The sequence below is a fragment of the Haloferax sp. AS1 genome (assembly GCF_014530665.1).
GTDB classification, from domain to species: domain Archaea; phylum Halobacteriota; class Halobacteria; order Halobacteriales; family Haloferacaceae; genus Haloferax; species Haloferax volcanii.
This window is the reverse complement of the sequence record NZ_SPSA01000001.1, coordinates 203,345-224,619: the sequence shown is the minus strand read 5'-3', so window position 1 is coordinate 224,619 and position 21,275 is coordinate 203,345. Positions and strand designations below refer to the sequence as shown.

General features: G+C 67.9%; 24 protein-coding genes. 11 read left to right on the top strand and 13 right to left on the bottom strand.

Annotation, left to right across the window (positions count from 1 at the left end; genetic code table 11):
- Positions 1 to 63 precede the first annotated feature (63 nt).
- Both E4P24_RS01160 and E4P24_RS01155 read left to right on the top strand, forming a co-directional pair.
- Positions 64 to 1,020: a methyltransferase domain-containing protein gene (locus E4P24_RS01160; RefSeq protein ID WP_188148646.1), complete on the top strand. Its 957-nt coding sequence runs from the start codon at positions 64 to 66 to the stop codon at positions 1,018 to 1,020.
- 101 nt (positions 1,021 to 1,121) lie between these two features.
- Positions 1,122 to 1,331, top strand: coding sequence for a hypothetical protein (locus tag E4P24_RS01155; RefSeq protein ID WP_115860627.1), 210 nt, complete (start codon positions 1,122 to 1,124; stop codon positions 1,329 to 1,331).
- Between the two features lie 38 nt (positions 1,332 to 1,369).
- Here the strand turns inward: E4P24_RS01155 and E4P24_RS01150 are convergent, their stop codons facing one another.
- The 8 genes from E4P24_RS01150 to E4P24_RS01115 form a co-directional block, all read right to left on the bottom strand.
- A complete protein-coding gene (locus E4P24_RS01150; RefSeq protein WP_188147997.1) occupies positions 1,370 to 1,819 on the bottom strand; it encodes a hypothetical protein in 450 nt (149 codons plus the stop codon).
- 89 nt (positions 1,820 to 1,908) lie between these two features.
- A complete protein-coding gene (locus E4P24_RS01145; RefSeq protein ID WP_115860631.1) occupies positions 1,909 to 2,598 on the bottom strand; it encodes an urease accessory protein UreF in 690 nt (229 codons plus the stop codon).
- The gene (locus tag E4P24_RS01140) at positions 2,595 to 3,215 is read right to left on the bottom strand and encodes an urease accessory protein UreE (RefSeq protein WP_115860633.1); all 621 of its coding nucleotides are present in this window, start codon (positions 3,213 to 3,215) and stop codon (positions 2,595 to 2,597) included. Before E4P24_RS01140 ends, E4P24_RS01145 begins: the two co-directional genes overlap by 4 nt.
- On the bottom strand, positions 3,215 to 4,114 hold the full coding sequence (locus E4P24_RS01135) for an urease accessory protein UreD (protein WP_115802035.1): 900 nt from the start codon (positions 4,112 to 4,114) through the stop codon (positions 3,215 to 3,217). Before E4P24_RS01135 ends, E4P24_RS01140 begins: the two co-directional genes overlap by 1 nt.
- Positions 4,114 to 4,737: an urease accessory protein UreG gene (ureG, locus tag E4P24_RS01130; RefSeq protein ID WP_188147996.1), complete on the bottom strand. Its 624-nt coding sequence runs from the start codon at positions 4,735 to 4,737 to the stop codon at positions 4,114 to 4,116. The genes E4P24_RS01135 and ureG overlap by 1 nt, the downstream gene beginning before the upstream one ends.
- Entirely contained in the window at positions 4,734 to 5,129 is a 396-nt protein-coding gene (locus tag E4P24_RS01125; protein WP_115891739.1) for an urease subunit gamma, read from the bottom strand. Before E4P24_RS01125 ends, ureG begins: the two co-directional genes overlap by 4 nt.
- Positions 5,126 to 6,832 carry an urease subunit alpha gene (gene ureC, locus E4P24_RS01120; protein WP_188147995.1) on the bottom strand — a complete coding sequence of 569 codons (1,707 nt, stop codon included), beginning with the start codon at positions 6,830 to 6,832 and terminating at the stop codon, positions 5,126 to 5,128. The genes E4P24_RS01125 and ureC overlap by 4 nt, the downstream gene beginning before the upstream one ends.
- Positions 6,829 to 7,248, bottom strand: a complete 420-nt coding sequence (locus E4P24_RS01115) for an urease subunit beta (RefSeq protein ID WP_115860637.1) — start codon at positions 7,246 to 7,248, stop codon at positions 6,829 to 6,831. The genes ureC and E4P24_RS01115 overlap by 4 nt, the downstream gene beginning before the upstream one ends.
- Before the next feature lie 531 nt (positions 7,249 to 7,779).
- On the opposite strand from E4P24_RS01115, the gene E4P24_RS01110 reads away from it, so the two are divergent.
- The 5 genes from E4P24_RS01110 to E4P24_RS01090 are packed head-to-tail and all read left to right on the top strand — an operon-like array spanning position 7,780 to position 12,581.
- Entirely contained in the window at positions 7,780 to 9,057 is a 1,278-nt protein-coding gene (locus E4P24_RS01110; RefSeq protein WP_188147994.1) for an urea ABC transporter substrate-binding protein, read from the top strand.
- 1 nt (position 9,058) lies between these two features.
- Positions 9,059 to 9,997, top strand: coding sequence for an urea ABC transporter, permease protein UrtB (gene urtB / locus E4P24_RS01105; protein ID WP_004065650.1), 939 nt, complete (start codon positions 9,059 to 9,061; stop codon positions 9,995 to 9,997).
- Entirely contained in the window at positions 9,998 to 11,098 is a 1,101-nt protein-coding gene (locus tag E4P24_RS01100) for an urea/short chain-amides ABC transporter permease (protein ID WP_006600797.1), read from the top strand.
- 26 nt (positions 11,099 to 11,124) lie between these two features.
- Positions 11,125 to 11,883, top strand: a complete 759-nt coding sequence (locus tag E4P24_RS01095; protein WP_115860641.1) for an ABC transporter ATP-binding protein — start codon at positions 11,125 to 11,127, stop codon at positions 11,881 to 11,883.
- Positions 11,880 to 12,581 (top strand): ABC transporter ATP-binding protein, encoded by a 702-nt coding sequence (locus tag E4P24_RS01090; RefSeq protein WP_115802029.1) that lies wholly within the window; start codon positions 11,880 to 11,882, stop codon positions 12,579 to 12,581. The genes E4P24_RS01095 and E4P24_RS01090 overlap by 4 nt, the downstream gene beginning before the upstream one ends.
- Positions 12,582 to 12,587: 6 nt before the next feature.
- On the opposite strand, the gene E4P24_RS01085 is transcribed toward E4P24_RS01090, so the two are convergent.
- On the bottom strand, positions 12,588 to 13,193 hold the full coding sequence (locus tag E4P24_RS01085) for a protein sorting system archaetidylserine decarboxylase (protein ID WP_188147993.1): 606 nt from the start codon (positions 13,191 to 13,193) through the stop codon (positions 12,588 to 12,590).
- A complete protein-coding gene (locus tag E4P24_RS01080; RefSeq protein ID WP_188147992.1) occupies positions 13,193 to 14,218 on the bottom strand; it encodes an AAA family ATPase in 1,026 nt (341 codons plus the stop codon). The genes E4P24_RS01085 and E4P24_RS01080 overlap by 1 nt, the downstream gene beginning before the upstream one ends.
- Before the next feature lie 137 nt (positions 14,219 to 14,355).
- Between E4P24_RS01080 and rnz the strand changes: the two genes are divergently transcribed.
- Together rnz and E4P24_RS01070 are read left to right on the top strand one after the other, a co-directional pair.
- Positions 14,356 to 15,303 (top strand): ribonuclease Z, encoded by a 948-nt coding sequence (rnz, locus tag E4P24_RS01075; RefSeq protein ID WP_006600802.1) that lies wholly within the window; start codon positions 14,356 to 14,358, stop codon positions 15,301 to 15,303.
- A 47-nt stretch (positions 15,304 to 15,350) separates the two neighbouring features.
- Positions 15,351 to 16,229, top strand: a complete 879-nt coding sequence (locus E4P24_RS01070; protein ID WP_115802026.1) for a PhzF family phenazine biosynthesis protein — start codon at positions 15,351 to 15,353, stop codon at positions 16,227 to 16,229.
- A 42-nt stretch (positions 16,230 to 16,271) separates the two neighbouring features.
- On the opposite strand, the gene E4P24_RS01065 is transcribed toward E4P24_RS01070, so the two are convergent.
- Positions 16,272 to 16,616 carry a hypothetical protein gene (locus tag E4P24_RS01065; RefSeq protein ID WP_188147991.1) on the bottom strand — a complete coding sequence of 115 codons (345 nt, stop codon included), beginning with the start codon at positions 16,614 to 16,616 and terminating at the stop codon, positions 16,272 to 16,274.
- A gap of 8 nt (positions 16,617 to 16,624) precedes the next feature.
- Positions 16,625 to 17,644 carry a prohibitin family protein gene (locus E4P24_RS01060; RefSeq protein ID WP_115802024.1) on the bottom strand — a complete coding sequence of 340 codons (1,020 nt, stop codon included), beginning with the start codon at positions 17,642 to 17,644 and terminating at the stop codon, positions 16,625 to 16,627.
- A gap of 182 nt (positions 17,645 to 17,826) precedes the next feature.
- Here E4P24_RS01060 and E4P24_RS01055 point away from each other — a divergent pair, with 182 nt between their 5' ends.
- The gene (locus tag E4P24_RS01055) at positions 17,827 to 19,827 is read left to right on the top strand and encodes a DUF460 domain-containing protein (protein WP_115802023.1); all 2,001 of its coding nucleotides are present in this window, start codon (positions 17,827 to 17,829) and stop codon (positions 19,825 to 19,827) included.
- A gap of 15 nt (positions 19,828 to 19,842) precedes the next feature.
- Here the strand turns inward: E4P24_RS01055 and E4P24_RS01050 are convergent, their stop codons facing one another.
- Positions 19,843 to 20,220: a hypothetical protein gene (locus E4P24_RS01050; protein ID WP_006600804.1), complete on the bottom strand. Its 378-nt coding sequence runs from the start codon at positions 20,218 to 20,220 to the stop codon at positions 19,843 to 19,845.
- Positions 20,221 to 20,240: 20 nt separating this feature from the next.
- Here E4P24_RS01050 and E4P24_RS01045 point away from each other — a divergent pair, with 20 nt between their 5' ends.
- Positions 20,241 to 21,227: a tyrosine--tRNA ligase gene (locus tag E4P24_RS01045; RefSeq protein WP_004065671.1), complete on the top strand. Its 987-nt coding sequence runs from the start codon at positions 20,241 to 20,243 to the stop codon at positions 21,225 to 21,227.
- The last annotated feature ends 48 nt before the right edge of the window (positions 21,228 to 21,275 follow it).

Here is a 21,275-nt window from a genome sequence, read left to right as displayed (position 1 = left end):
CGCGGGCGCGACGACGACCGATACCCTCATTTCCGCGGCCCGTCAGGTCCGAGCGTGTACGGATTGGAACTCGCCGGCGAGGAAGACGCCTTCGCCGCCCGCGAGGCCGAGGCGGCCGCGACGGGCGTGACGGTCGTCGCCCCCGGTCTCGCCACCGCCCGCGGCGTCGAACCGGAGCGCGCGAGGCGACTCGCCTACACCCGGCGCGTCGTCGAACTGGTCGGGCGATGCGACCCCGACATCGAGGCCGCCCGCGCCGTCGTCGCGGCCGCGAACGTCGACCGCGGGGGGACCGTCGCCGTCCGCGCCCGCGACGTGCGAGGACTCGCCGGTATCAGCACGACCGACGCCGAGCGCGAACTCGGGTCGGCGCTCGTCGAGCGCGGCTTCGGCGTCGACTTGGACGACCCCGACCACGAGCTACGGGTCTACTTCTCCGAGGACGCCTGTCTCGTCGGCTGGACCGCCGTCGAGGCCGTCCGCGACTTCACCGACCGGAAACCGACCGACCGGCCGTTTTTCCAGCCGGGCAGCATGGCCCCCGTGGACGCCCGCGCCTTCGTCAACATGGCCGGCGCGCAGCCCGGTGCCCGGATTCTGGACCCGATGTGCGGCACCGGCGGCGTCCTCCTCGAAGCCGGCCTCGTCGGTGCCGACGTGGTCGGCGTCGACGCCCAAGCGAAGATGGTCGGCGGCGCGCGGGAGAACCTGCGTCACTACGTCGGCTCCGGCGACGTGGTCCGCGGCGACGCCACCGCGCTCCCCCTCCGCGACGATTCGATGGACGGCGCGGTGTTCGACGCCCCCTACGGCCGGCAGTCGAAAATCGCCCGCCACTCGCTTGCGGACCTCGTCGGCGGCGCGCTGGCGGAGGTCCGCCGGGTCGCCCCCGAGTGCGTGATGGTTGCCGACCGGTCGTGGGCTGAGGCGGCCGAGGACGCCGGCTGGGAGGTCGAACGAGTGTTCGAGCGACGGGTCCACCGGTCGCTGGTGCGGTACGTGCATCTGCTGCACCGGTAGTCGGAATCGGCGGCGGTGCGGCGGCTCCGACACGGCCGCAGCCGAGACGGGTTTGTTCAACCGCGCGACAAGGCTATGAGCGAGCGCGTCGAAGCGGAGGCATGTCGCGCACGGTTCGAGAGGTTCTCGCGGAAGCGTACGACCCCGACCCACAAGCGATGGTCATCGTCGCGATGGGGTCGTCGTTCCTGCTGTTTTCGCTCCTGTCGTACCCGGCCGGGTCGAACCCGTACTACCTGTTCGGCGTCGCGGTTGCGGTCCTCTCGCTCGTCGTCTCGGTCGTGGTGCTGGCCGTCGAGACGCGCCGGTAGCCGAGGCGAGCGGAGATGACTGGAGGCGACTGAGACCGTTAGAGGACTTCCTTCTGCAGTGAGATTTCCCCGTCCGAGCCGACGCGCACCATCACGTACTCGTAGTCCTGAATCCGCCCGTCGTAGGCCACTTCGCCGTCGACGAGGAGTTCCACGTCGCAGGTCTCGGCGTCGGTCTGTCGGATGAGCGTCTCCGTCTCGCCGGGCGAGAGTTCGATGTCGCTCTCGCGGCACGCGGGGTTCAACACGACTTCGCCGGAGAAGCCACCGTCGACCCGGACGCGAACGAGCTCCGACCCCTCGCAGAACTCCGTCCGACCGCAGTCGCTCGTGGTGGTCGCGGCCCGTCCGGATTCGGTCGACTCCGACTCGGAGGTGTTGGTTCCGGTCGTGGTCGTCGTCTCGGTCGGGGATTCGGCGGGGCCGCCGAGACATCCCGAGAGGAGGGCGAGCGAGCCGAGAGACGCGAGGACCTGTCTGCGCTGCATGAGAGGTTGTTCATCTGTCACGTTAAGTGCCTTGTGTGCTCGACGTCCCTCGCCGGGACGGCGCGCTGGCGGCGGTCGCCCGGCCCGACTTAGCTCATGAACAGCCGCCGGTCGGCGCGCTCGTGATTCGCGGAGAGAACGTCGATGAGTGGCGCGAACGGCGACATCTCGTCTATCCCTCGGTCGGCGCTGTCGGCGGCGGCCTCGGTCATCACCGGCTGGAGGTCGTGGAGAATCCGCTGGGCGTCGGTGTGTCCGAGCGAGAGCACCCGCTGGGCGGCCCCGACGAGTCCGGTCACGAAGCCGTGACAACAGAGCAGACACGCCTCCGAGGCGTCGATGTCCGCGCTCGCGGCGGCGACGCCGAGGACGACGGCGTAGTTCCCGGTCGCGTCGTCGGCGTCGACGGCCTCGGCGTACTCGTCGAGGAGGGGCGACTCGCGGAGCTCCCGCTGGAGCGAGAGGAGGCGGTTGCCGGACTGTCGGGCGCTCTTTCTGAACTCCTTGGACAGCGTCGCCGCGGTCAGGCGGCGGTCGGCGCGACAGACCGCGTCGAAGTCGCCGTCGCGGGCGGCGGTGTGAGCCGCCCGAAGCGCGACCAGTTCGCACGGGCCGACCTGCTGTTTGAGATACGTCGATAGCAACGCCCGGAGGTCGTCGGCGTCTTCGACCCGATTTTCCTGAACGAACTGTTCGAGGCCGTAGGAGGCGGTGTACGTCCCGACCGGGAGGAACGAATCGGCCAACCGAAAGGATTCGAGCCGAGCGCCGTCGGTCATCGCTCGTCCCCCCGAGCGAACCGGAGCAGGCCGTCGTGGCTGTGGTCGTGATCGCCGTGGCTGTGGTCGTGATCGCCGTCCCCGTGACTGTGCCCGCCGTGGTGGTGGTCGCCGTGGCTATGGCTGTGGTCGCCGTGGCCGTGGTCGGGTCCACCGTCGTCGAAGAGAGCCGGCGAGACGGTCTCGCGTCGGGTCGTCACGCCCGGCGGGAGGTGGTCCGCGACGGTCGCTTCCATCCGCTCGTAGGTGTCGGGAACCGGGAACAGCGCCTCGCCGTCACGGATGGCGAGGTCCCAGTGGCGGTTGCCGAGCGCGTGACCCAGTTCCACCGCGGCGGTCGTGGACACGTCGGCGGCGCCCACGTCGACGACGAGCACGTCGATAGCCGCGAGTTCGACCACGACGAGGTCGCCAGTCTCCGTTTCGAGCACGTCGCCGTCGTCGAGTTCGCGCCCGACGACGACGCCGAGGTCCCGGCCGTCTTCGGTCTCGGTTCTGACGCGCGAGCGCCGTCGGTCGTCGTCGGACAGCACCACGCGGGCGGCGTCGGCCTCGTCGAGTCTGGCTCGGACCGCCGGGTCGTCCCGGTGGCCGAGGTAGGTGTCGGCGACGAGCATCAGTACTTCCTCCCGGACGGCGCGGGGGCGTCGAGTAACGCCCGCCGCGCACGGTCCCAGGCGGCGTCGCACGCGGTCCGGACGGTGTCCGCGCAGTCACCGAGCGCGCGAACCGCGACACCGGCGTCGTTCGGCAGTTCGGTCGCGCCGGCGCGGGCGTCGGTAGCCGCGACCGCCTCGTGGAGGTCGTCGCTCAACGAGGCCGCGTCTCGGCCCGGCGCGACGACGAACAGGGTCCCGTAGACCGCGTGCTCACCGAGGAGTCCCGGCGCGCTCGGGTCCGACTCGTCGGGCGCGAGATGCGTGGCGTCCTCGAACAGGAGGCCGTCCGGGCCGGTCGCGCGCAGTCGAGAGCGATAGCGGTCGAACTCGAACCGCTCGCCGCGGGCGAGTCGCCCCGAGACGACCACGTCGCCGACGATAGCCGTCGCGCCGTCTGCGACGTCGAGACGCAGGTCTTGCGTGTACCGGGCGTCCGCGTGGAGAATCGTCGGCTCCGGCACGTAGTCGAGGTGGCCGCCGGCGGCGACCGACAGCGCGGTGTCGACGCCGGCGTAGTTGCGCTCCATCGTCTGCACCTTCGTCGAACTCTGCGTCGAGACGTGCGCGATTGCGTCGGCTTCGACCGCGATGGTCAGGTCGTGGCGGTCGCCTTGGGCGACGCCGCCGGTCGGCGACTGGACGAACACCGTCTCTGCCTCGGGGTGCGGGTCGTGGCCGAGCGTTCCCGAAATATGGAACGGCACGGTCGCGTAGTCGTGGACGAGCGCCGTCCCGCGGCTGGTCCGCTCGAACGTCAGTTCGAGGACGCCGTCTTTTCCCGGCGCGCCGACCGCCGCCTGCGGGACGGGCTCCGCCGCGTACCGCTCGAACGACGGCGGGGGCGAGTCGGCGGCCATCAGGCGAACAGCACCCCTTCGCGAACGTGCGTCAGCACCTCCTCGATGCCCGTCTGAGAACGACAGTCGGTGAAGACGAACGGCCCGCTTCGGACCGCCTTCGCGTCCCGCTCCATCGCGTCGAGGTCGGCGTCGACGTGCGGCGCGAGGTCGGTCTTGTTGATGACGAGCAGGTCGCAGTCGACGACGCCGGGGCCGCGCTTCCGCGGGATGTCGTCGCCCTCCGCGACGCTGATGACGTACAGCGAGTAGTCCGCGAGCTCGGGGTTGAACGTCGCCGCGAGGTTGTCGCCGCCGCTCTCTATCAGCACGATATCTAGCTCGGGGTGGTCCGCGAGGAAGTCGTCTATCTGCTGGAGGTTCATCGACGGGTCCTCCCGGATGCCCGTGTGCGGGCACGCGCCGGTCTCGACGCCCGCGACGAGGCTCTCGGGGACGACCCCGGCGAACCGCTCGCGCAACACGTCGGCGTCTTCCTGCGTGAGGATGTCGTTGGCGATGACGCCGACGTTCAACCCCTGTTCGCGAAGCTGCGGCACGAGTTCGGTCAGAAGCGACGTCTTGCCCGACCCCACGGGCCCGCCGATACCGACCGTCGCCACGTCGCGGTGCGTGAGGCTCACGCGTCGTCACCCCCGCTCGTGTCGATGTCGTCTGTGTCGCTCCCGTCGGTCGCCGCGTCCGCCGTCGAATCGGCGGTGCCGACGCTGTCGGACCGGATGGGGTCGTGGACGGTGACGAGCTTGGTGCCGTCGGGGAACATCGGTTCGACCTGAATCATGTCAATCATCTCGGGGACGCCGTCCATGACGTCCTCGCGGCCGAGCAACTGCGACGCCCCGGAGCGAATCTCGGCGACGGACTGTCCGTCGCGGCCGCGCTCGATACACCAGTCGGTGATGTACGCGACCGCTTCGGGGTGGTTCAGCGGGACGCCGCGCTCCTTGCGGCGTCGCGCGACCTCTGCGGCGGTGAAGACCGTGAGCCGTTCCTGTTCTTTCGGGGTGAGTTTCATAGCGTGTACCGCTGTGCGAGGGGGAGTTCGGAAGCCGGTTCGCAGGTGACGAGTTCGCCGTCGACTTCGACCTCGAACGTCTCGGGGTCGACGTCGATGTCGTCGGGGCAGTAGTCGTTGTACAGCATGTCCTCCTTGCCGGGCGTGCGCGTGCCGCCCACCGGGACGACCCGCGAGTCGAGGCCGTACGCCTCGCCGACGTCGTTGTCGGCGGCGGCCGGGGAGACGAACGACAGCGAGAGGCCGTGTTTGGCCTTGCCGTCCGCGCCGGCCCGCCGGCGCTGGAGAATCGGTTCGCACGTCATCAACGAGCCGTTGGCCTCGCCCATCTCCGAGTGGACGGGGAAGCCGCCTTTGAATATCATCGCCGGCTTGACGCCGAAGAACGCGGGGTCCCACAGCACCACGTCCGCGAGTTTGCCGGGTTCGAGCGTGCCGACGTAGTCGTCGATACCCGCGGATATCGCGGGGTTGATGGTGTACTTCGCCAGGTAGCGCTTGATGCGGTGGTTGTCCGCGCCGGTCCCCTCGTCTTCGGGGAGCGGCCCGCGTTGGGACTTCATCTTCGAGGCGGTCTGCCACGTCCGCGAGACGAGTTCGGCCTGCCGACCCATCGCCTGCGAGTCGGTCGTCATCATCGAAATCGCGCCCATGTCGTGGAGCACGTCCTCGGCGGCGATGGTCTCGGCGCGCACCCGCGATTCCGCGAACGCCACGTCCTCGGGCACGTCGGGGTTGAGATGGTGACACACCATCACCATGTCGAGGTGCTCGTCGAACGTGTTGTCCGTGTACGGCATCGAGGGGTTCGTCGACGACGGGAGCATGTTCGGCTCGCCGACCAGTTCCATGATGTCGGGGGCGTGACCGCCGCCCGCGCCCTCGATGTGGAACAGGTGCATCGTCCGGCCGTCGACGGCCGCGAACGTGTTCTCGACGAAGCCGGCCTCGTTGAGCGTGTCCGTGTGCATACACACCTGTACGTCCTCGTCTTCGGCCACGTCGAGGCAGGTGTCGATTGCCGCGGGCATCGACCCCCAGTCCTCGTGCAGTTTGAGCGCGCACGCGCCGGCTTCGACCTGCTCGATGAGGGGTTCGGGCGTGGACGCGTTCCCCTTGCCGTAGAAGCCGACGTTGACGGGCCACGCCTCGGCGGCTTGGAGGAACCGCTTGATGTTCTGCGGGCCGGTCGTGCAGGTCGTCGCGCCGCCGCCGTAGCCGCCGCCGAGCATCGTCGTGATGCCGGACGCCAGCCCGTGTTCGTGCAGTTGCGCGGAGTTCCAGTGGACGTGGATGTCGAGCGCGCCGGCGGTCGCAATCTTCCCCTCGGCCGGGTAGACGTCGGTCGCCGGGCCGACGACCATGTCCACGCCGTCCATCGTGTCGGGGTTGCCCGCCTTGCCGACGCCGACGATGTCGCCGTCGCGGATGCCGATGTCGCCGGCGACGACGCCGAGTACCGGGTCGATGACGGTCGCGTTCGTGATGACCCAGTCCAGCGCCCCGTCTGCTTGGGTCACGTCGGGGGCCATCCCCAGACCGTCGCGGAGCGTCTTCCCGCCGCCGAAGACGGCCTCGTCGCCGTGCGTCCGGTAGTCCGTCTCGACCTCGGCGAACAGTTCGGTGTCGGCCAGTCGGACGCGGTCGCCCTCCGAGGGGCCGTACAGGTCGGCGTAGGCCTCGCGGTCGATGTCCTTCGTCATTCGCTCGACCCCTCCGCGGTGCCGTGTTCGTCGTCGGAAGCGCCGGTGTCAGCGAACCCGGCCGCGCGCAGGCGCTCGACGGCGGCGCTCGGGTCGGTGTCGACGCTGCCGTTGACCATCCCGTTCATCCCGTGGGCGCGGCGCTTGCCGCCGATAGCGACCAGTTCGACCGACGTTTGGTCGCCGGGTTCGAACCGGACCGCGGTCCCCGCGGGGATGTTCAACCGCATCCCGTAGGCCGCCTCGCGGTCGAACGACAGCGCGGCGTTCGCCTCGAAGAAATGGAAGTGAGAGCCGACCTGTATCGGCCGGTCGCCGGTGTTCCCCACCGTCACCTCGTCCGTCTCTCGCCCCTCGTTCAGCGTGATGGTCCCGTCGGCGGTGATGACCTCACCGGGAACGAACTCGCCGGTCATAGCGACACACACCGAACGGACGCGTTCGTGTCGGAATGACCAAATGGATATTCACACATCTTTATCGACATATTCGAGACATTTAGGATAAATATGGCCAGGAGAACAATATTTGCCCTGTCGGGGCCCGAGATGCTACTGGTTTGTCTATCGGACTCCGGTGGACCGAACCGCGCGGGAACCGGCCGCTCACGCCCCGAACACCTATCAAATATTCGAACTGTTCGGAAATAACTGAATTTCTTTAAATTAGTGAACCAATAAAATCTGATGTGTCGAGTATGTCGCAGATGTTACGAGATTACTTTCGGTTACACATGTCTAATGTTTACCTTTTCCAACCTTATACCACTATATTCAATAGATGTAAAATTAATACTCGATTGAGAACCCTTTTATATATCCTTCAGAACGGAGACATGTGTTCGAAAACGTTGACAAACGCACTGCTCTCGTGCAGATTGCTGAAGATTCATCCATTATCTACGCAAAATCGGAGGATTCACGAGTGTCGTTCGGGGGTGTCGGTGAATGAACGACCGACTCGTAAGTCGGCGTCAGTTCCTCGGGTCGGCGGCGGCGGTCGCCGGGACCGCGTTCGCCGGGTGTATGGGAGGTACGTCGTCCAGCAGCGACACGATAACCCTCGGGATACTCGAAGACCGCTCGGGAAACTTCGCGCTGGTCGGTGACCCGAAGTACAAGGCGTCGCTCCTCGCCATCGAGGAGATTAACGAAAACGGCGGCATCAACGGCCAACAGATCGAGGTTTTCGACCCCGACCCGCAGTCCGACAACCAGCGCTACCAGGAGTTGACGAGGCGCGCAATCAATCAGGAGAACGTCGACGCGCTGTGGGCGGGCTACTCCTCTGCGACGCGGGAGGCGATTCGGCCCATCATCGACCGTGAGGACCAACTGTACTTCTACACGACCCAGTACGAGGGCGGCGTCTGCGACCAGAACGTCTTCGCCGTCGGGCCGACCGCCCGCCAGCAGTTGGGGAGCGTCCTCCCGTACCTCGTCGAGGAGTACGGCCCGCGGATCTACACCATCGCCGCCGACTACAACTTCGGACAGCTCTCGGCGGACTGGGTGCGGGTCCTCGCCAACGAGAACGGCGCGGAGGTCATCGGCGAGGAGTTCATCCCGCTTTCGAACTCCCAGTTCGGTTCGACCATCAACCGCATCCAGGAGGCCGACCCCGACTTCGTGATGTCGATGCTCGTCGGCGCGAACCACACCTCGTTCTACGAGCAGAAGGCCTCCGCCGGGCTGGACGTGCCCATCGGAACGTCGACGGCGATGGCGCAGGGGTACGAGCACCTCCGGCTTGACCCGCCCGCGATGGAGAACATCTACGCCGGGGTCAACTACATGGAGGAAATCCCGACCGAGCGGAACACGGAGGACGGCGGCTTCGTCGACCGGTACTTCGAGAAGTTCCCCGACGCGCCGTATCTCAACGAGGAGGCCGAGAACAACTACTTCTCTATCTACATGTACAAGCAGGCGGTCGAGCAGGCCGGGACGACCGACCAAGCGGAAGTGAAGGCCGCGCTCGAATCGGGCATCACGTACGAGGCGCCCGAGGCCCCCGCGGGCGAGAGCATCGCGCTGGACGGGGCGACCCACCACGTCGACCACCACATGTGGGTCATGCGGGCGGACGGAGAGCACAACGTGGAGGCGGTCGACGACCGCGTCATCCCCGAGGCGTTCCTCTCGGAGACGGTCGGCTGCGACCTCGCCAGCGAAGACGAGGAGACCCAGTACACACCACAGGACTTCTACGAGGTGGCGGGGTAAGATGGTAAATCCGCTGAACTTACTGTTTCAGTTCCTCGATAGCTTCGCGTTCATCGTGCTGGCGGCCGCTGGCCTCGCCGTCATCTTCGGCATCATGGGCGTCATCAACCTCGCCCACGGCGAGTTCATCATGGTCGGCGCGTACGCCACGACGCTGGCGAACATCCGCCTCGGCCTCCCGCTGCCGGTCGCGATGCTGGCCGGGGTCGCCGTCTCGGCGGTGTTCGGCCTCGTCGTCGAGCGGGTCGTCATCTCCGGGTCGGTGCCGAACGCGGTCAGCCAGCGGGCGCTCGGCCGCGACGTGGTCGAGCCGCTGTACGACCGCCTCGCGGATTCGATGGTTGCGACGTGGGGGTTGAGCCTCATCATGGTGCAGGGCGTCCGCATCACGCTGGGCAACTCGCTGCCCCAGATCGGGACGCCGCTCGGGGAAATCGCGTACGGCGGCTACTCCTACTCGACGTACCGCGTGTTGCTGGCGGGCGTCGCCGTCGGCGTGCTCGCGCTGACGTACTACCTGTTTACCCACACCGAGTACGGAATGCGCGCCCGCGCGACGATTCAAAACGAGCGAATCGCAAAGGCGCTCGGCGTCGACACCGAGCGGACGTACATGACGACGTTCGCAATCGGCTCCGGGATGGCCGGGCTGACGGGCGCGCTGTACGCGCCGACGGTGACGATGGTTCCGACCCTCGGCAGCTCGTTCCTCGTGGAGTCGTTCGTCGCCGTCGTCGTCGGCGGCCCGGGCGTCGTCCTCGGGACGACGCTGGCCGGCGGGCTGCTGGGCTCCATCAACGCCCTGTTTTCCAACCTCGTCGGGACGTTCTTCGGTCGCATCGCCCTTCTCGCCACCGCTATCGTGATGATTCGGTTCCTGCCCGACGGCATCACCGGCTTCATCGAAACCGTCCGCGCGCGGCGGCAGGAGGACGCGTAGATGTCGAGCGGAAGCGCCGACGACACCGGGGTTCTCGCCCGACTGCGGCGGCGGGTCGAAGGTCCTAACACCGTCGGTGACTCGCGGGGGTTCTGGGTCGGCTTCGCCGTCGTCGTCGCGGCGCTGTTGGCGTACCCGTTTCTCGCCGGGTCCTATCAGGCGTCGCGGTTCTCGCTGTTCTTCGTGTACGCCTTCCTCGGCCTCTCGCTGTCGGTCGTCTGGGGCTACTCCGGCGTGCTGAGCTTCGGCCAGGTGGTGTTTTTCGGCATCGCCGGCTACACCTTCGGGGTCGTCTCGGTGAACGTCCCGACGCCCCTCGGCATCTCGACGGCGTTCCTCGTCGGCATCCTCGGCGGGGCGGTCGCTGCCGCGGTGCTCGGCTACTTCATGTTCTACGGCGGCGTGCGGGACGTCTACGTCACCATCATCACGCTGGTGTCGACGCTCGTGCTCCACACGTTCATGGCCCAGACCGCGGGCGACGAGTGGACCATCGGAAGCGCCGCGCTCGGCGGCTTCAACGGTATGCCGACGATTCCGACCCTCTCGCTCGGCGTCGGGCCCGCCGCGGTCACCTTCGACAGCGTCTCGTTCTACTACTTCGTGTTGGCGCTGCTCGTCGCCACGTATCTCGGACTGCGGGCGCTCGTCAACTCGGATTACGGGCGCGTGATGGTCGCCGTCCGCGAGGACGAAGACCGCACCCGGATGTTCGGATACGACGTGCGGCGCGTGAAGCTCACCGTCTTCACCATCGGCGGCGGGCTCGCCGGCCTCTCGGGCGTGCTGTACGCCTCGTGGGGGAACTACGTCAGCCCGCAGGTGTTCGACCTCGCGTTCGCCTCGCTGCCCGTCATCTGGGTGAGCGTCGGCGGCCGCAAGACGCTCCTCGGAGCCGTCGTCGCCACCGTCGGCATCGAGTTCGTCCGGAACTCGCTCGGCGGCGAGTGGGCGTTCGTCGCGGTGGGTGCGCTGCTGTTGGTGTTCATCCTCGGACTCCCCGGTGGCATCGTCCCGTGGGTTCGCCAGACCTACGTCGAACTACGCGACGGCGCGGCGACGCCGACGCCGTCGGAGAACCCGGAGGTGACTGAGTCATGAGCACACACAACACGAGCGGGCCGCAGATGCGACAGACCGCAGCACAGAGAGCGACCGGACGGACCACGGACACGCTGTTGCAGACCGAGGGTCTGCGGAAGGACTTCGGCGGCTTCACCGCCACCGACGAGGTGGACTTCAGCGTCGACGAAGGCGAGCTTCGGTGTCTCATCGGACCGAACGGGGCCGGGAAGTCGACGCTGTTGAAGCTCATCACGGGGACCTACGCCCCGACCGCGGGCAACGTCTACTACGACGGAAGCGACATCACCGACGCCGACCCCCACCAGCGGGTCAGACGCGGGATTAGCATCAAGTTCCAAGTCCCGTCGGTGTACGGGAACCTGACGGTTCGGGAGAACGCGCGGCTCCCGATTCAGCGGTTCGCTGACGGCACGGAGCGCCGGCAGCTCGTCGACGACGCGATAGCCGCGGCCGGACTCGACGGCTACGAGAACGCCCAAGCGAGCGCGCTCTCCCACGGCCAACAGCAACAGCTCGAAATCGGGATGGCCGCCGCGTTGGAACCGGAACTACTCTTGCTAGACGAACCGGTCGCCGGACTCGACATCGCGGAGCGCGAGGCCATCGCAGAGCGCATCACGCGGCTCAACGAGGAACAGAACATCGCGTTCGTCGTCATCGAACACGATACCGACTTCGTCGCGGACATCGCCGACGAGGTGACGGTGCTGCACAAAGGCGACGTGTTCCGCGAGGGCTCTATCGGCGAGATAGAGTCCGACCCGGCCGTCCAGCGCATCTACCTCGGGGGAGAGCAATGATACTCGAACTCGACGACGTGTCGGCCGGATACGGTACGACGCCGATTCTGCGCGACGTGAACCTCCGGGTCGAGGCGGGCGAAATCGTCGGCGTGATGGGCAAAAACGGCGTCGGGAAGACGACGCTGATGAAAACCGTCATCGGCCTCCTCGACGCGACCGAGGGGACGATTACGTACGCCGGCGAGGACGTCACCGCCGCCGGCGCGGACGAGCGCGCCCGGGCCGGGATGGGCTACATCCCGCAGGGCCGCGAGGTGTTCCCGAAACTCAGCGTCGAACAGAACATCAAGATGGGCGAGACGGTCAACGCCGGCAGCGACGACCTGCTGTACGACGAGATATACGACTACTTCCCGATTCTCCAGGAGCGCGCCGACCAGCAGGCCGGCACGCTCTCCGGAGGACAACAGCAGATGCTCGCCATCGCCCGGGCGCTCGTCTCGAACCCCGACGTGCTGCTTCTGGACGAGCCGAGCGAGGGCATCCAGCCCTCCATCGTCGACCAGATAAGCCGCGACATGAAGCGAATCAACGACCAACTCGGGACGACCATCCTCTTCGTCGAACAGAACCTCGGCGTCATCCGCGAACTGGCCGACCGGTGTTACGCGATGGAGCGCGGCACGTTCGTCGACACGGTGGGCCCCGAGACGCTAGCCGACGAAGACGCGCTCGCGGAGTACCTGGCCGTCTAGCGACGCTCACTCCCGCCGCGCCAACACCGTCTCGCCCGCCCGCACCGACTCACCCTTCTCGACGACCACGTCTTCGGAGCCGAACTCCGGTGGTAACAGCACGTCGGCCCGCGAGCCGAAGTCGATGTGGCCGAGTTTCTGGCCGCGGACGAGTTCGTCGCCGGGCGCGACGTACGAGTGAATCCGCCGGGCGAACGCGCCGGCGATGAGCGACACTTCGTGGTCGCCCGCGTCGGTGCCGAGTTCGATATCGACGCGCTCGTTGCGGTCGGAGTCCTTCGAGAACGCCGGTTTGTGCGCGCCGGGGCGGTGGGTGACGGTTCGGACCGCGCCGGAGACGGGCGCGCGGTTGACGTGCACGTCGGTGACGTTCATGAACACGCCCACGCGGACGCGGCCGTCCTCGACGCGAATCACGGAGACGCGCCCGTCGGCGGGGGCGACGACGCCCGGTTCGTCGGGGGGCGAACGCTCGGGGTCCCGGAAGAACCAGAGGACGAACGCGCCGACCGCGAGAAGCGCGGCCCCGAGCGGTGGGAAGACGACCGCCGCGACCGCCGCGCCGACGAAGGCAGGAAGGGCGAACCGTCGGTAGCCGGGTGCGAACCGCATTATGCCTCGCCGCGGACGTCCGCGCCCCAACTCGTGAGGAGGTGGGTGATGTGCAGTCGGTCGTCGATGCCCGTCGAGATGTCGAGGTCGACCTGCCCCGCGAGTTCGTGCAGGCGGGCGAGTTCGCCGTCGGCGAAGCGCTCGGGGGTCGAGTCGGCGACGCGGAGGATGTCGCGGAGGAGCTCCTGCCCCTCGTAGCCCTCGTCGTCGAGGAGCGTCGTGAGGGTCTTGCGGGCGTCCTTGATGTCGCCCTCGCGGGCGTTGATGAGGAGCGTCTTCAGCTCGTCGTCGAAGCCCACGTCGCCGAGGGCGGCGTGGACCGTGGACATGGTGACCTCGTCGGCCTCGGTGGCCGTCCGCTGGGCCGAAAGCACGGCTTTTCGGACGTTGCCGTTCGAGGCGTCGGTGAGGAACTGGAGGCCGCCGGCGTCGTAGTCGACGCCCTCGGCGTCGAGGATGTCGGCGAGGAGGGCTTCGAGCGCCTCGTCGTCGGGCGCGGGCATGGGAACCGGGAAACACCGCGAGCGAATCGGCGGGATGAGCTTCGAGGGCTGGCGCGTGGTGATGACGAACTGCGTGGTCCGGTGGTGCTGTTCCATCACGCGGCGGAGCGCCTGCTGGAAGTCCTCGCGGATTGATTCGGCGTTGTCGAGGACGATGGTCTTGTACTCGCCTGACATCGGGGCGTAGCCGGCGGACTCCTTGAGCACGCGGTTTATCATGTCGCGTTTCGCCATGCGACTGCGGCCGTCGAGGAACTGCTCGAACCGCGGGTCGGCGCGAATCTGCTTTTTTGTCCGGTTGAAGAAGTCCGCGACGTTGAGTTCGATGAGGTCGTTTTCGGGGTCCGCGTGCGCCTCGTGAGCCAGCGCGCGGACGGCGGCGGTCTTGCCGACGCCCGGCGGGCCCTGCACGACGAGGTTCATCGGTTCGTCCACGGCGCGTCGGAGGCGGTCGCGGACCTCCGGCTGTGGGAGGTCGTCGAGCCCCGGCGCGTGCGTCTCGGTCCACAGCGGCGCGTCCATTGGACTCCGGTAGCAGACGGTCGGGTAAGAATCGGTCGGTCCGGGGCGTCGGGCGGCCGCACCGCCTCGGGGCGGCGAGCGGCCGCGACGGATTCGACGCACGTTTAGTCCCGCCGGTATCATTCTGGAGCATGTCCATGCGCGCGACCTTCCTCGGGACCGGCGGGGCCGTCCCCACCACGGCGCGTGCGCCGAGCGCGTTCCTCGTGAACCGCGACGGCGAGCGCCTGTTGTTCGATTGCGGGGAGGGCACCCAACGCCAGATGATGCGCTACGGGACCGGGTTCGGCGTCAGCCACCTGTTCGTCACCCACCTCCACGGCGACCACATCCTCGGCATCCCCGGGCTGATTCAGACGCTCGACTTCAACGACCGCGACGACTCGCTTGCCATCCACGGCCCGCCGGGGAGCAAAGGCCACCTCGAACAACTCGTCCACGCCGGCGGCTACCAGCCCGGCTTCCACGTCTCCGTCCACGAGGTCCGACCGGGGAACGTCGCCTACCGCGCCGACGACTACGAGGTCCGCGCGTTCGACACCGAACACCGGACCGCCTCGGTCGGCTACGCCCTCGTCGAGGACGACCGCCCCGGCCGGTTCGACCGCGAGAAGGCCGAGGAACTCGGCGTCCCCGTCGGCCCGGCGTTCGGCCGCCTCCACGCCGGCGAGGACGTGGAGCTCGAAGACGGAACCGTCGTGCGCTCCGAGCAGGTGGTCGGTGACCCCCGACCCGGCAGAACCGTCGTCTACACCGGCGACACCCGCCCGCTCGACTCGACCGTCGAGGTCGCCCGCGACGCCGACCTGCTCGTCCACGACGCGACGTTCACCGACGAGGAGGCCGAGCGGGCGAAACAGACCGCGCACTCGACCGCGCGGGAGGCCGCCCGCGTCGCCCGCGACGCAGACGTGCGGCGGTTCGCGCTGACGCACATCTCCGCCCGGTACGCCGCCGACCCGAGCCCGCTTCTCGAACAGGCCCGCGAGGTGTACGACGGCGAGGCGTTCGTCGCCGAGGACGGCCAGAAACTGGAGGTCCCGTACGCCGACAGCGACGGCGGCGGGGCGGAGACCGGGGAGTAGTCCGGGGCCGCGGTACGCTTTTCCCCCGCCCGCGCGCACCCGTCGATGTGCCGCAGAACGCCTTCCACACCGTCGACGTGTTCGCCACGGCGAAGTACGCCGGCAACCAACTCGCCGTCTTCGAGGACGCGGACGCGCTGCGTTCCGAGCAGATGGCCGCGCTCGCCAACGAGATGAACTACTCGGAGACGACGTTCATCGAGGGCGGGTCGCCCGACGATGGCTACGACGTTCGCATCTTCACGCCGGACGGCGAGATTCCGTTCGCCGGACACCCGACGCTCGGGACGGCCGCCGTCCTCCGCGACCACTTCGGCGCGGGCGACGAGGTGACGCTGAACCTCGGCGTCGGTCCGATTTCGGTCGAGGTCCGGTCCGACGGAAGCGACAGCGAGCAGTACTGGATGACGCAGAACGCGCCGAGGTTCGGCGCGGAACTCGACCGCGAGACGCTCGCGGAGGTGCTGTCGCTCGACGCGAACGACTTCGACGCCGACTGGCCGATACAGGTCGTCTCGACCGGCCTCCCGGCGGTGATGATTCCGCTCCGCGACCGCGACGCGCTCGCCCGGAGCGAGGTGTTCACCCCGGCGTACCGGTCGTTCTTCGACGACGTGGGCGTCGAGAACCTCTTTCTGTTCTGTCCGGACCCCCGCGACGACGCGAACGACTTCGCGGCGCGGATGTACGCGCCCGGCCACGGCGTCGCCGAGGACCCCGCAACCGGGAGCGCGAACGGCTGTTTCGCGGGCTACCTCGCCCGCCATCGCTACTTCGGAGACGACGAAATCGAGGTCACGGTCGAGCAGGGCTACGAGATGGGTCGACCGTCCCACCTCCACCTCGAAGCCGAGGACCGCGGCGACGAGGTGGCGGTCCGCGTCGGCGGGCGCGTCGAGTTCGTCTCGACGGGCAGGCTCGTCTGAGCGGCCGCTGAACGGGCCATCGAGCCGAAAGACGAGGTCGGGTCAGTCGCGGTGGGCGTCGCAGACCGGGTTCTCGCCGTCGTCGAGGAGGACGACGGGAACCCCGAGGACGACCCACTCGCGGACGTAGCGTCGGCGCGTCGTCGCGGGCGACCCGCACTCGACGCAGGCGGCGTCCGCGGACTGGGCGGCCGATTCGATGATTCTCGTCCGCGGGCCGACGGCCGTCCGTGGGTACGCCGGCTGTGTTGCGAGGAGCGCCACGAGCGCCGCGGCGACCGCGAGGCCGGCGACCGGCAGGACGAACCGGCCGACGCCGGAGCGCGCGAGGACGCTGACGATGACGAGCAACGCGACCGCGACGGCCAGTTCACGGAGGAGACGCATCGACGGCGTCAGGTGCTCGTCTCGTTTTCGGAGCCGGACGAAGATGACGAACTTGACGACCCCGACGAACTGGACGACGCGGAGCGAGCGTCCGACGACGAACCGGCGGACGAACTCGACGACGAATCCGACGACGACGAGCCGTCGTTATCCAGCGACCGGACGAACTGCGGGTAGCCGCCGTCACCGACCGGGATGTAGACGGTGTCCGTCTCGTCGAGTTTCTCGATGTACTTCTGGGCCAGCACCTCGTCGGACAGCGACTGGGCGATGATGCGGTTGGCGTCGGCCTGCCCCTGTGCCTCGATGCGCTTGCGCTCGGCCTCCAACTCCTCGACGGCGAGTTCGTCCTGCTTCTGCTGGCGGCGCTGTTCGGTGATTTCCTTCTGTTCGACCGCCTGCGCGTACTCGGCGGGGAGTTCGACGTTGCGAACCTGCACCGCTTCGAGGATGAGGCCGTCGTCGGCGAACTCCTCTGCGAGTTCCCGCTCGGCGGCGGCCTTCAGCTGGGTCTGGCCCTCGCCGGTGTAGATGACGGTGACGGGGAGCCGACCGGCCTCGGTCCGGAGCACCGAGCGAATCGACGGGCGAATCAGGCGCTCTTCGGCGGTTTCGAGCGTCCGGTAGTTGCGGTAGAACTCGACCGCCTGCCCGGCGTCGATGCGGTAGCGGACGGTCACGTCGATGTCCGTCCGGAGACCGTCTTCGGTCAGGACGGTGATGGCGTCGTCGCCCCGTTTGTCACCTTCGCTCGTCGACGACGACATCGTGTACGACTGCGGTCGCACCGACAGCGACGAGGTCGACTGCGAGACGGGGTTGACGAAGTGCGCGCCGGGTTCGAAGACGGTGCCGGTGGTCGCGCCCCACTTCTTGACGACCTTGACGTTCCCCTCTTCGACGGGTTCCCACGCGAGGAGCCCGGCGATAGGGGCGGCGATAAGGAGGAGGGCGACGACACCGATGAGGGCGATGCGCGTCAGCGACCGGGAGGTCACCGACGGCGGGTCGGGGATGTCAGAACTCATCACTCTGGTTTCAAATAGCCGAGACTTGTTTGTTTCGTGTCAAACGTAGGTCGCGGCGGGGTGTCGGCGGTGTCGGCGGCGAGCACCCGCTCGGCGGCCGAGTCGCGCAACCGCGACACCCGGCCGCGTCGGCACCCGCGACCGGCGTGGAGTATATATCCGGCGCGGCCCTAGTCGCCGTCGTGAACGACCGGACGAGTGCGCTCGACTCGGTCGTCTTCGGCGTCGACATCCAGAGCGGCGATATCCGCGGCGACTCGCCGTCGTACGCGCTGGTCGTGTTGGACACCCGAGACACCGAGTCAGACGAGGTCCGAATCGAACGAGACGTGGTCTCCTTCCGCAAGTTACGCCGACTCATCGAGCGCGACGAACCGCGCGTCGTCGCCACGGACAACATGTACGAGTTGGCGACCGACAAGGACGATTTAGTCCGCTTCCTGCGGTGGCTTCCCCACGGGACGCAGTTGGTGCAGGTGACCGGCGCGGAGCGACCGGAACCGCTCTCGCGGGTCGCCTCGCGCCACGGCGTCCCCTACGGCAAAGACCCGATGAAGGAGGCCGAGGCCGCGGCTCGACTCGCCCTCGGCAACGTCGGCTACGAGGTCGCCGCCTTCGAGAACACGACGACCGTGAAGGTCTCTCGCGGCCGCTCGACCGGCAAGGGCGGGTGGAGCCAGGACCGCTACACGCGCCGCATCCACGGGTCGGTCAAACAGCAGGCCCGCGAGGTCGAGTCCGCGCTGAAGGAGGCCAACCTCGACTACGAGCGGGACGTGACCGAGAAGTACGGCGGCTACTCGCAGGCGCTTTTCACCGTCGAAGCGCGGCCCGAGGACATCCCCGTGTCCACCCACCGCTCGGGCGACACCCGCGTCGAAATCGAGCGCGAGCGCCGCGACGGCATCGAGTTCGAACCGCTCGTGAAGCGCCGCGACCGCGTCATCGTCGGCATCGACCCCGGCACGACCACCGCCGTCGCCGTCGTCGGCCTCGACGGGCGCGTCCTCGACGTGCACTCGACGCGCACCGCCGACACCGCCGCCGTCATCGAGTGGCTCATCGAGCGCGGGCGGCCCAGCCTCGTCGCCGCCGACGTCCAGCCGATGCCCGAGACGGTCGAGAAGTTCCGCCGGAGCTTCGACGCCGCCGGCTGGGCCCCCGCGAGCGACATCCCCGTGGACGAGAAGCTCCACCGAACCCGCGAGGTCGACTACGAGAACGACCACGAGCGCGACGCCCTCGCCGCGGCGCTGTTCGCCTTCGACGACCACGAAGACCAGTTCGAGCGCATCTCCCGGAAGGTCCCCGCCGACGTGGACAGAGAGGAGGTCATCGCCCGCGTCCTCACCAGCGAGGAGTCGGTCGAGGCCGTCCTCCGCGAGATGGACGACGACGCCGACGACGGCGGCGACGACGCCGACGACGAATCCCACGAGGAGCCCGAACTCACGCCCGAAGAACGCGAGATTCGGGAGTTGCGGTCGCGGGTCGAGCGCCTCGAATCGCACGTCGAGGACCTGAAATCGACCATCGAGGAGAAAGACGAGACCATCGAGGAGTACAAAGACGAACTGTCCGACGCCCGCCGCGAGGAGCGCCGCGAGGCCCGCGAGCGCCGAGAAGTCACCCGGCTCGAACGCGAGAACGGCCGGTTGGAGCGGAAGGTCGAATCGCTCGAATCCGACAAGGCGGAGCTCGCAGACAAGCTCGACCAGCTGAAGTCGCTGTGGAAGCTCGACCACTCGAACTTCGCGGACGTGAACACCGACGGCAGTTTGGTGCCGGTCAAAATCGTCGAACAGTTCACCAACGGCGCGCTCGACCACACCGTCGAGGAGTACGGCATCGCCGCGGGCGACGTGGTCTACCTCCGCGACGCCAGCGGGGCGGGGCGGACGACCGCCGAGCGCCTCGCCGAGTTCGACCCCAAGGTCGTCCTCCGGTCGGGCAACCTCTCGGAGGTCGCAGACGAGGTGCTGTTCGAGGCCGACGTGCCGGTCGCACCCGCCGACGGCGTGACGATTCAGGAGATAGACGAACTCGCCGTGGCGAAGGAGTCCGAAGTCGAATCTGCAATTTCCGACTGGGAAGACCGGGCGGAAGAACGGCAGAAGGAACAGCGCGAGGAGATGGTCGACCAGATTATCTCCGAACACCGCGCCGAGAACCGGCGCGGATAGCGTCGAGTCGGGTTTTCAGTCGGTCGCGTCGTGGCCGACGACGACGGCGACCACGAAGTACAGCGCCGCGCCGACGAGCGGCAGTAAGAAGGCGATGACGGCCCAGAACGTCGCGTTTCGCCCCTTGAGCGTCGCGTCCTTGTGGACTCGGTACGGCAGGTAGACGTGGAACGCGAGAAAGTAGACGGCGAAGCCGAGGATGTACGGGAGGAGGTCGCCGCCGCGGACCGACGCCCACATGACCGCGAGCAGGCCGAAGACGACGAGGATGAGCGCGGCGAAGATGATGACGGGCGCACGCGTCGTGGTTCCTGAGTCGGACATCACCCGGAGTTGGGACCGGTGGATGTTGTCCGTTTCGCCCGCGGGCGGCTTCCAGAAGTCATATGCCACGTCCCCGACACCGGACGTGTATGGACGCATACGACCTGATCACTCGGAACGCCTCCGAAGTGGTCACGGAGGACGAAGTGCGCGCGCTGGCCGACGACCCCGAGGGCAAGCGAGCGTACGTGGGCTACGAGCCCTCCGGCGTCCTCCACATCGGTCACATGCTCACCGCCAACAAGCTCATCGACCTCCAAGCGGCGGGCTTCGAAGTCGTCGTGCTGCTGGCGGACGTACACGCCTACCTCAACGGGAAGGGCACGTTCGAGGAGATTCGCGAGACGGCCGAGCGGATGAAAGCGCAGTTCATCGCCTACGGCCTCGACGAGAGCCAGACGGAGTTCGTCCTCGGCTCGGAGTACCAGCTCGACGAGAGCTACGTCCTCGACCTGCACGCGCTCGAACTGGAGACGACGCTCTCGCGCGCCGAGCGCGCCATGGCCGAAATCAAAAGCGGCGACGGCGTCACCGTCGCGCAGGCGGTCTACCCCATCATGCAGGCGCTCGACATCGTCTACCTCGACGTGGACCTCGCCATCGGCGGGATGGAACAGCGCAAGGTCCACATGCTCGCCCGCGACACGCTCCCGAGCATCGGCGAGGAGTCGCCGACCTGCATGCACACGCCGCTCATCGCGGACCTCGGGACGGGCATCGGCAAGATGTCCTCCTCCGAGGGCGTCACCATCTCGATGGAGGACTCCACGGAGGACATCGAAGACAAGGTCAACGGTGCGTTCTGCCCGCCGACGGCCGACCCCGAGCCGACCGACGAGGGCGAGGCGCGCGAGAACCCCGTCCTCCAGATTTTCGAGTACCACGTCTTCCCGCGCTTCGAGCGGGTCGTCGTCGAGCGCCCCGAACAGTACGGCGGGAACCTCGACTACGACGACTACGAGACGCTGGAGGCCGACCTCGAATCCGGCGAACTCCACCCGGCCGACGCGAAGGGCGCGCTCGCGGACTACCTCGACGAACTCATCGAGCCGGGCCGCGCGAAGATAGCGGAGTAATCGCCGCGCCTCGCCGGAACGATACCCTTTTCGACGGTTCGTGACTCG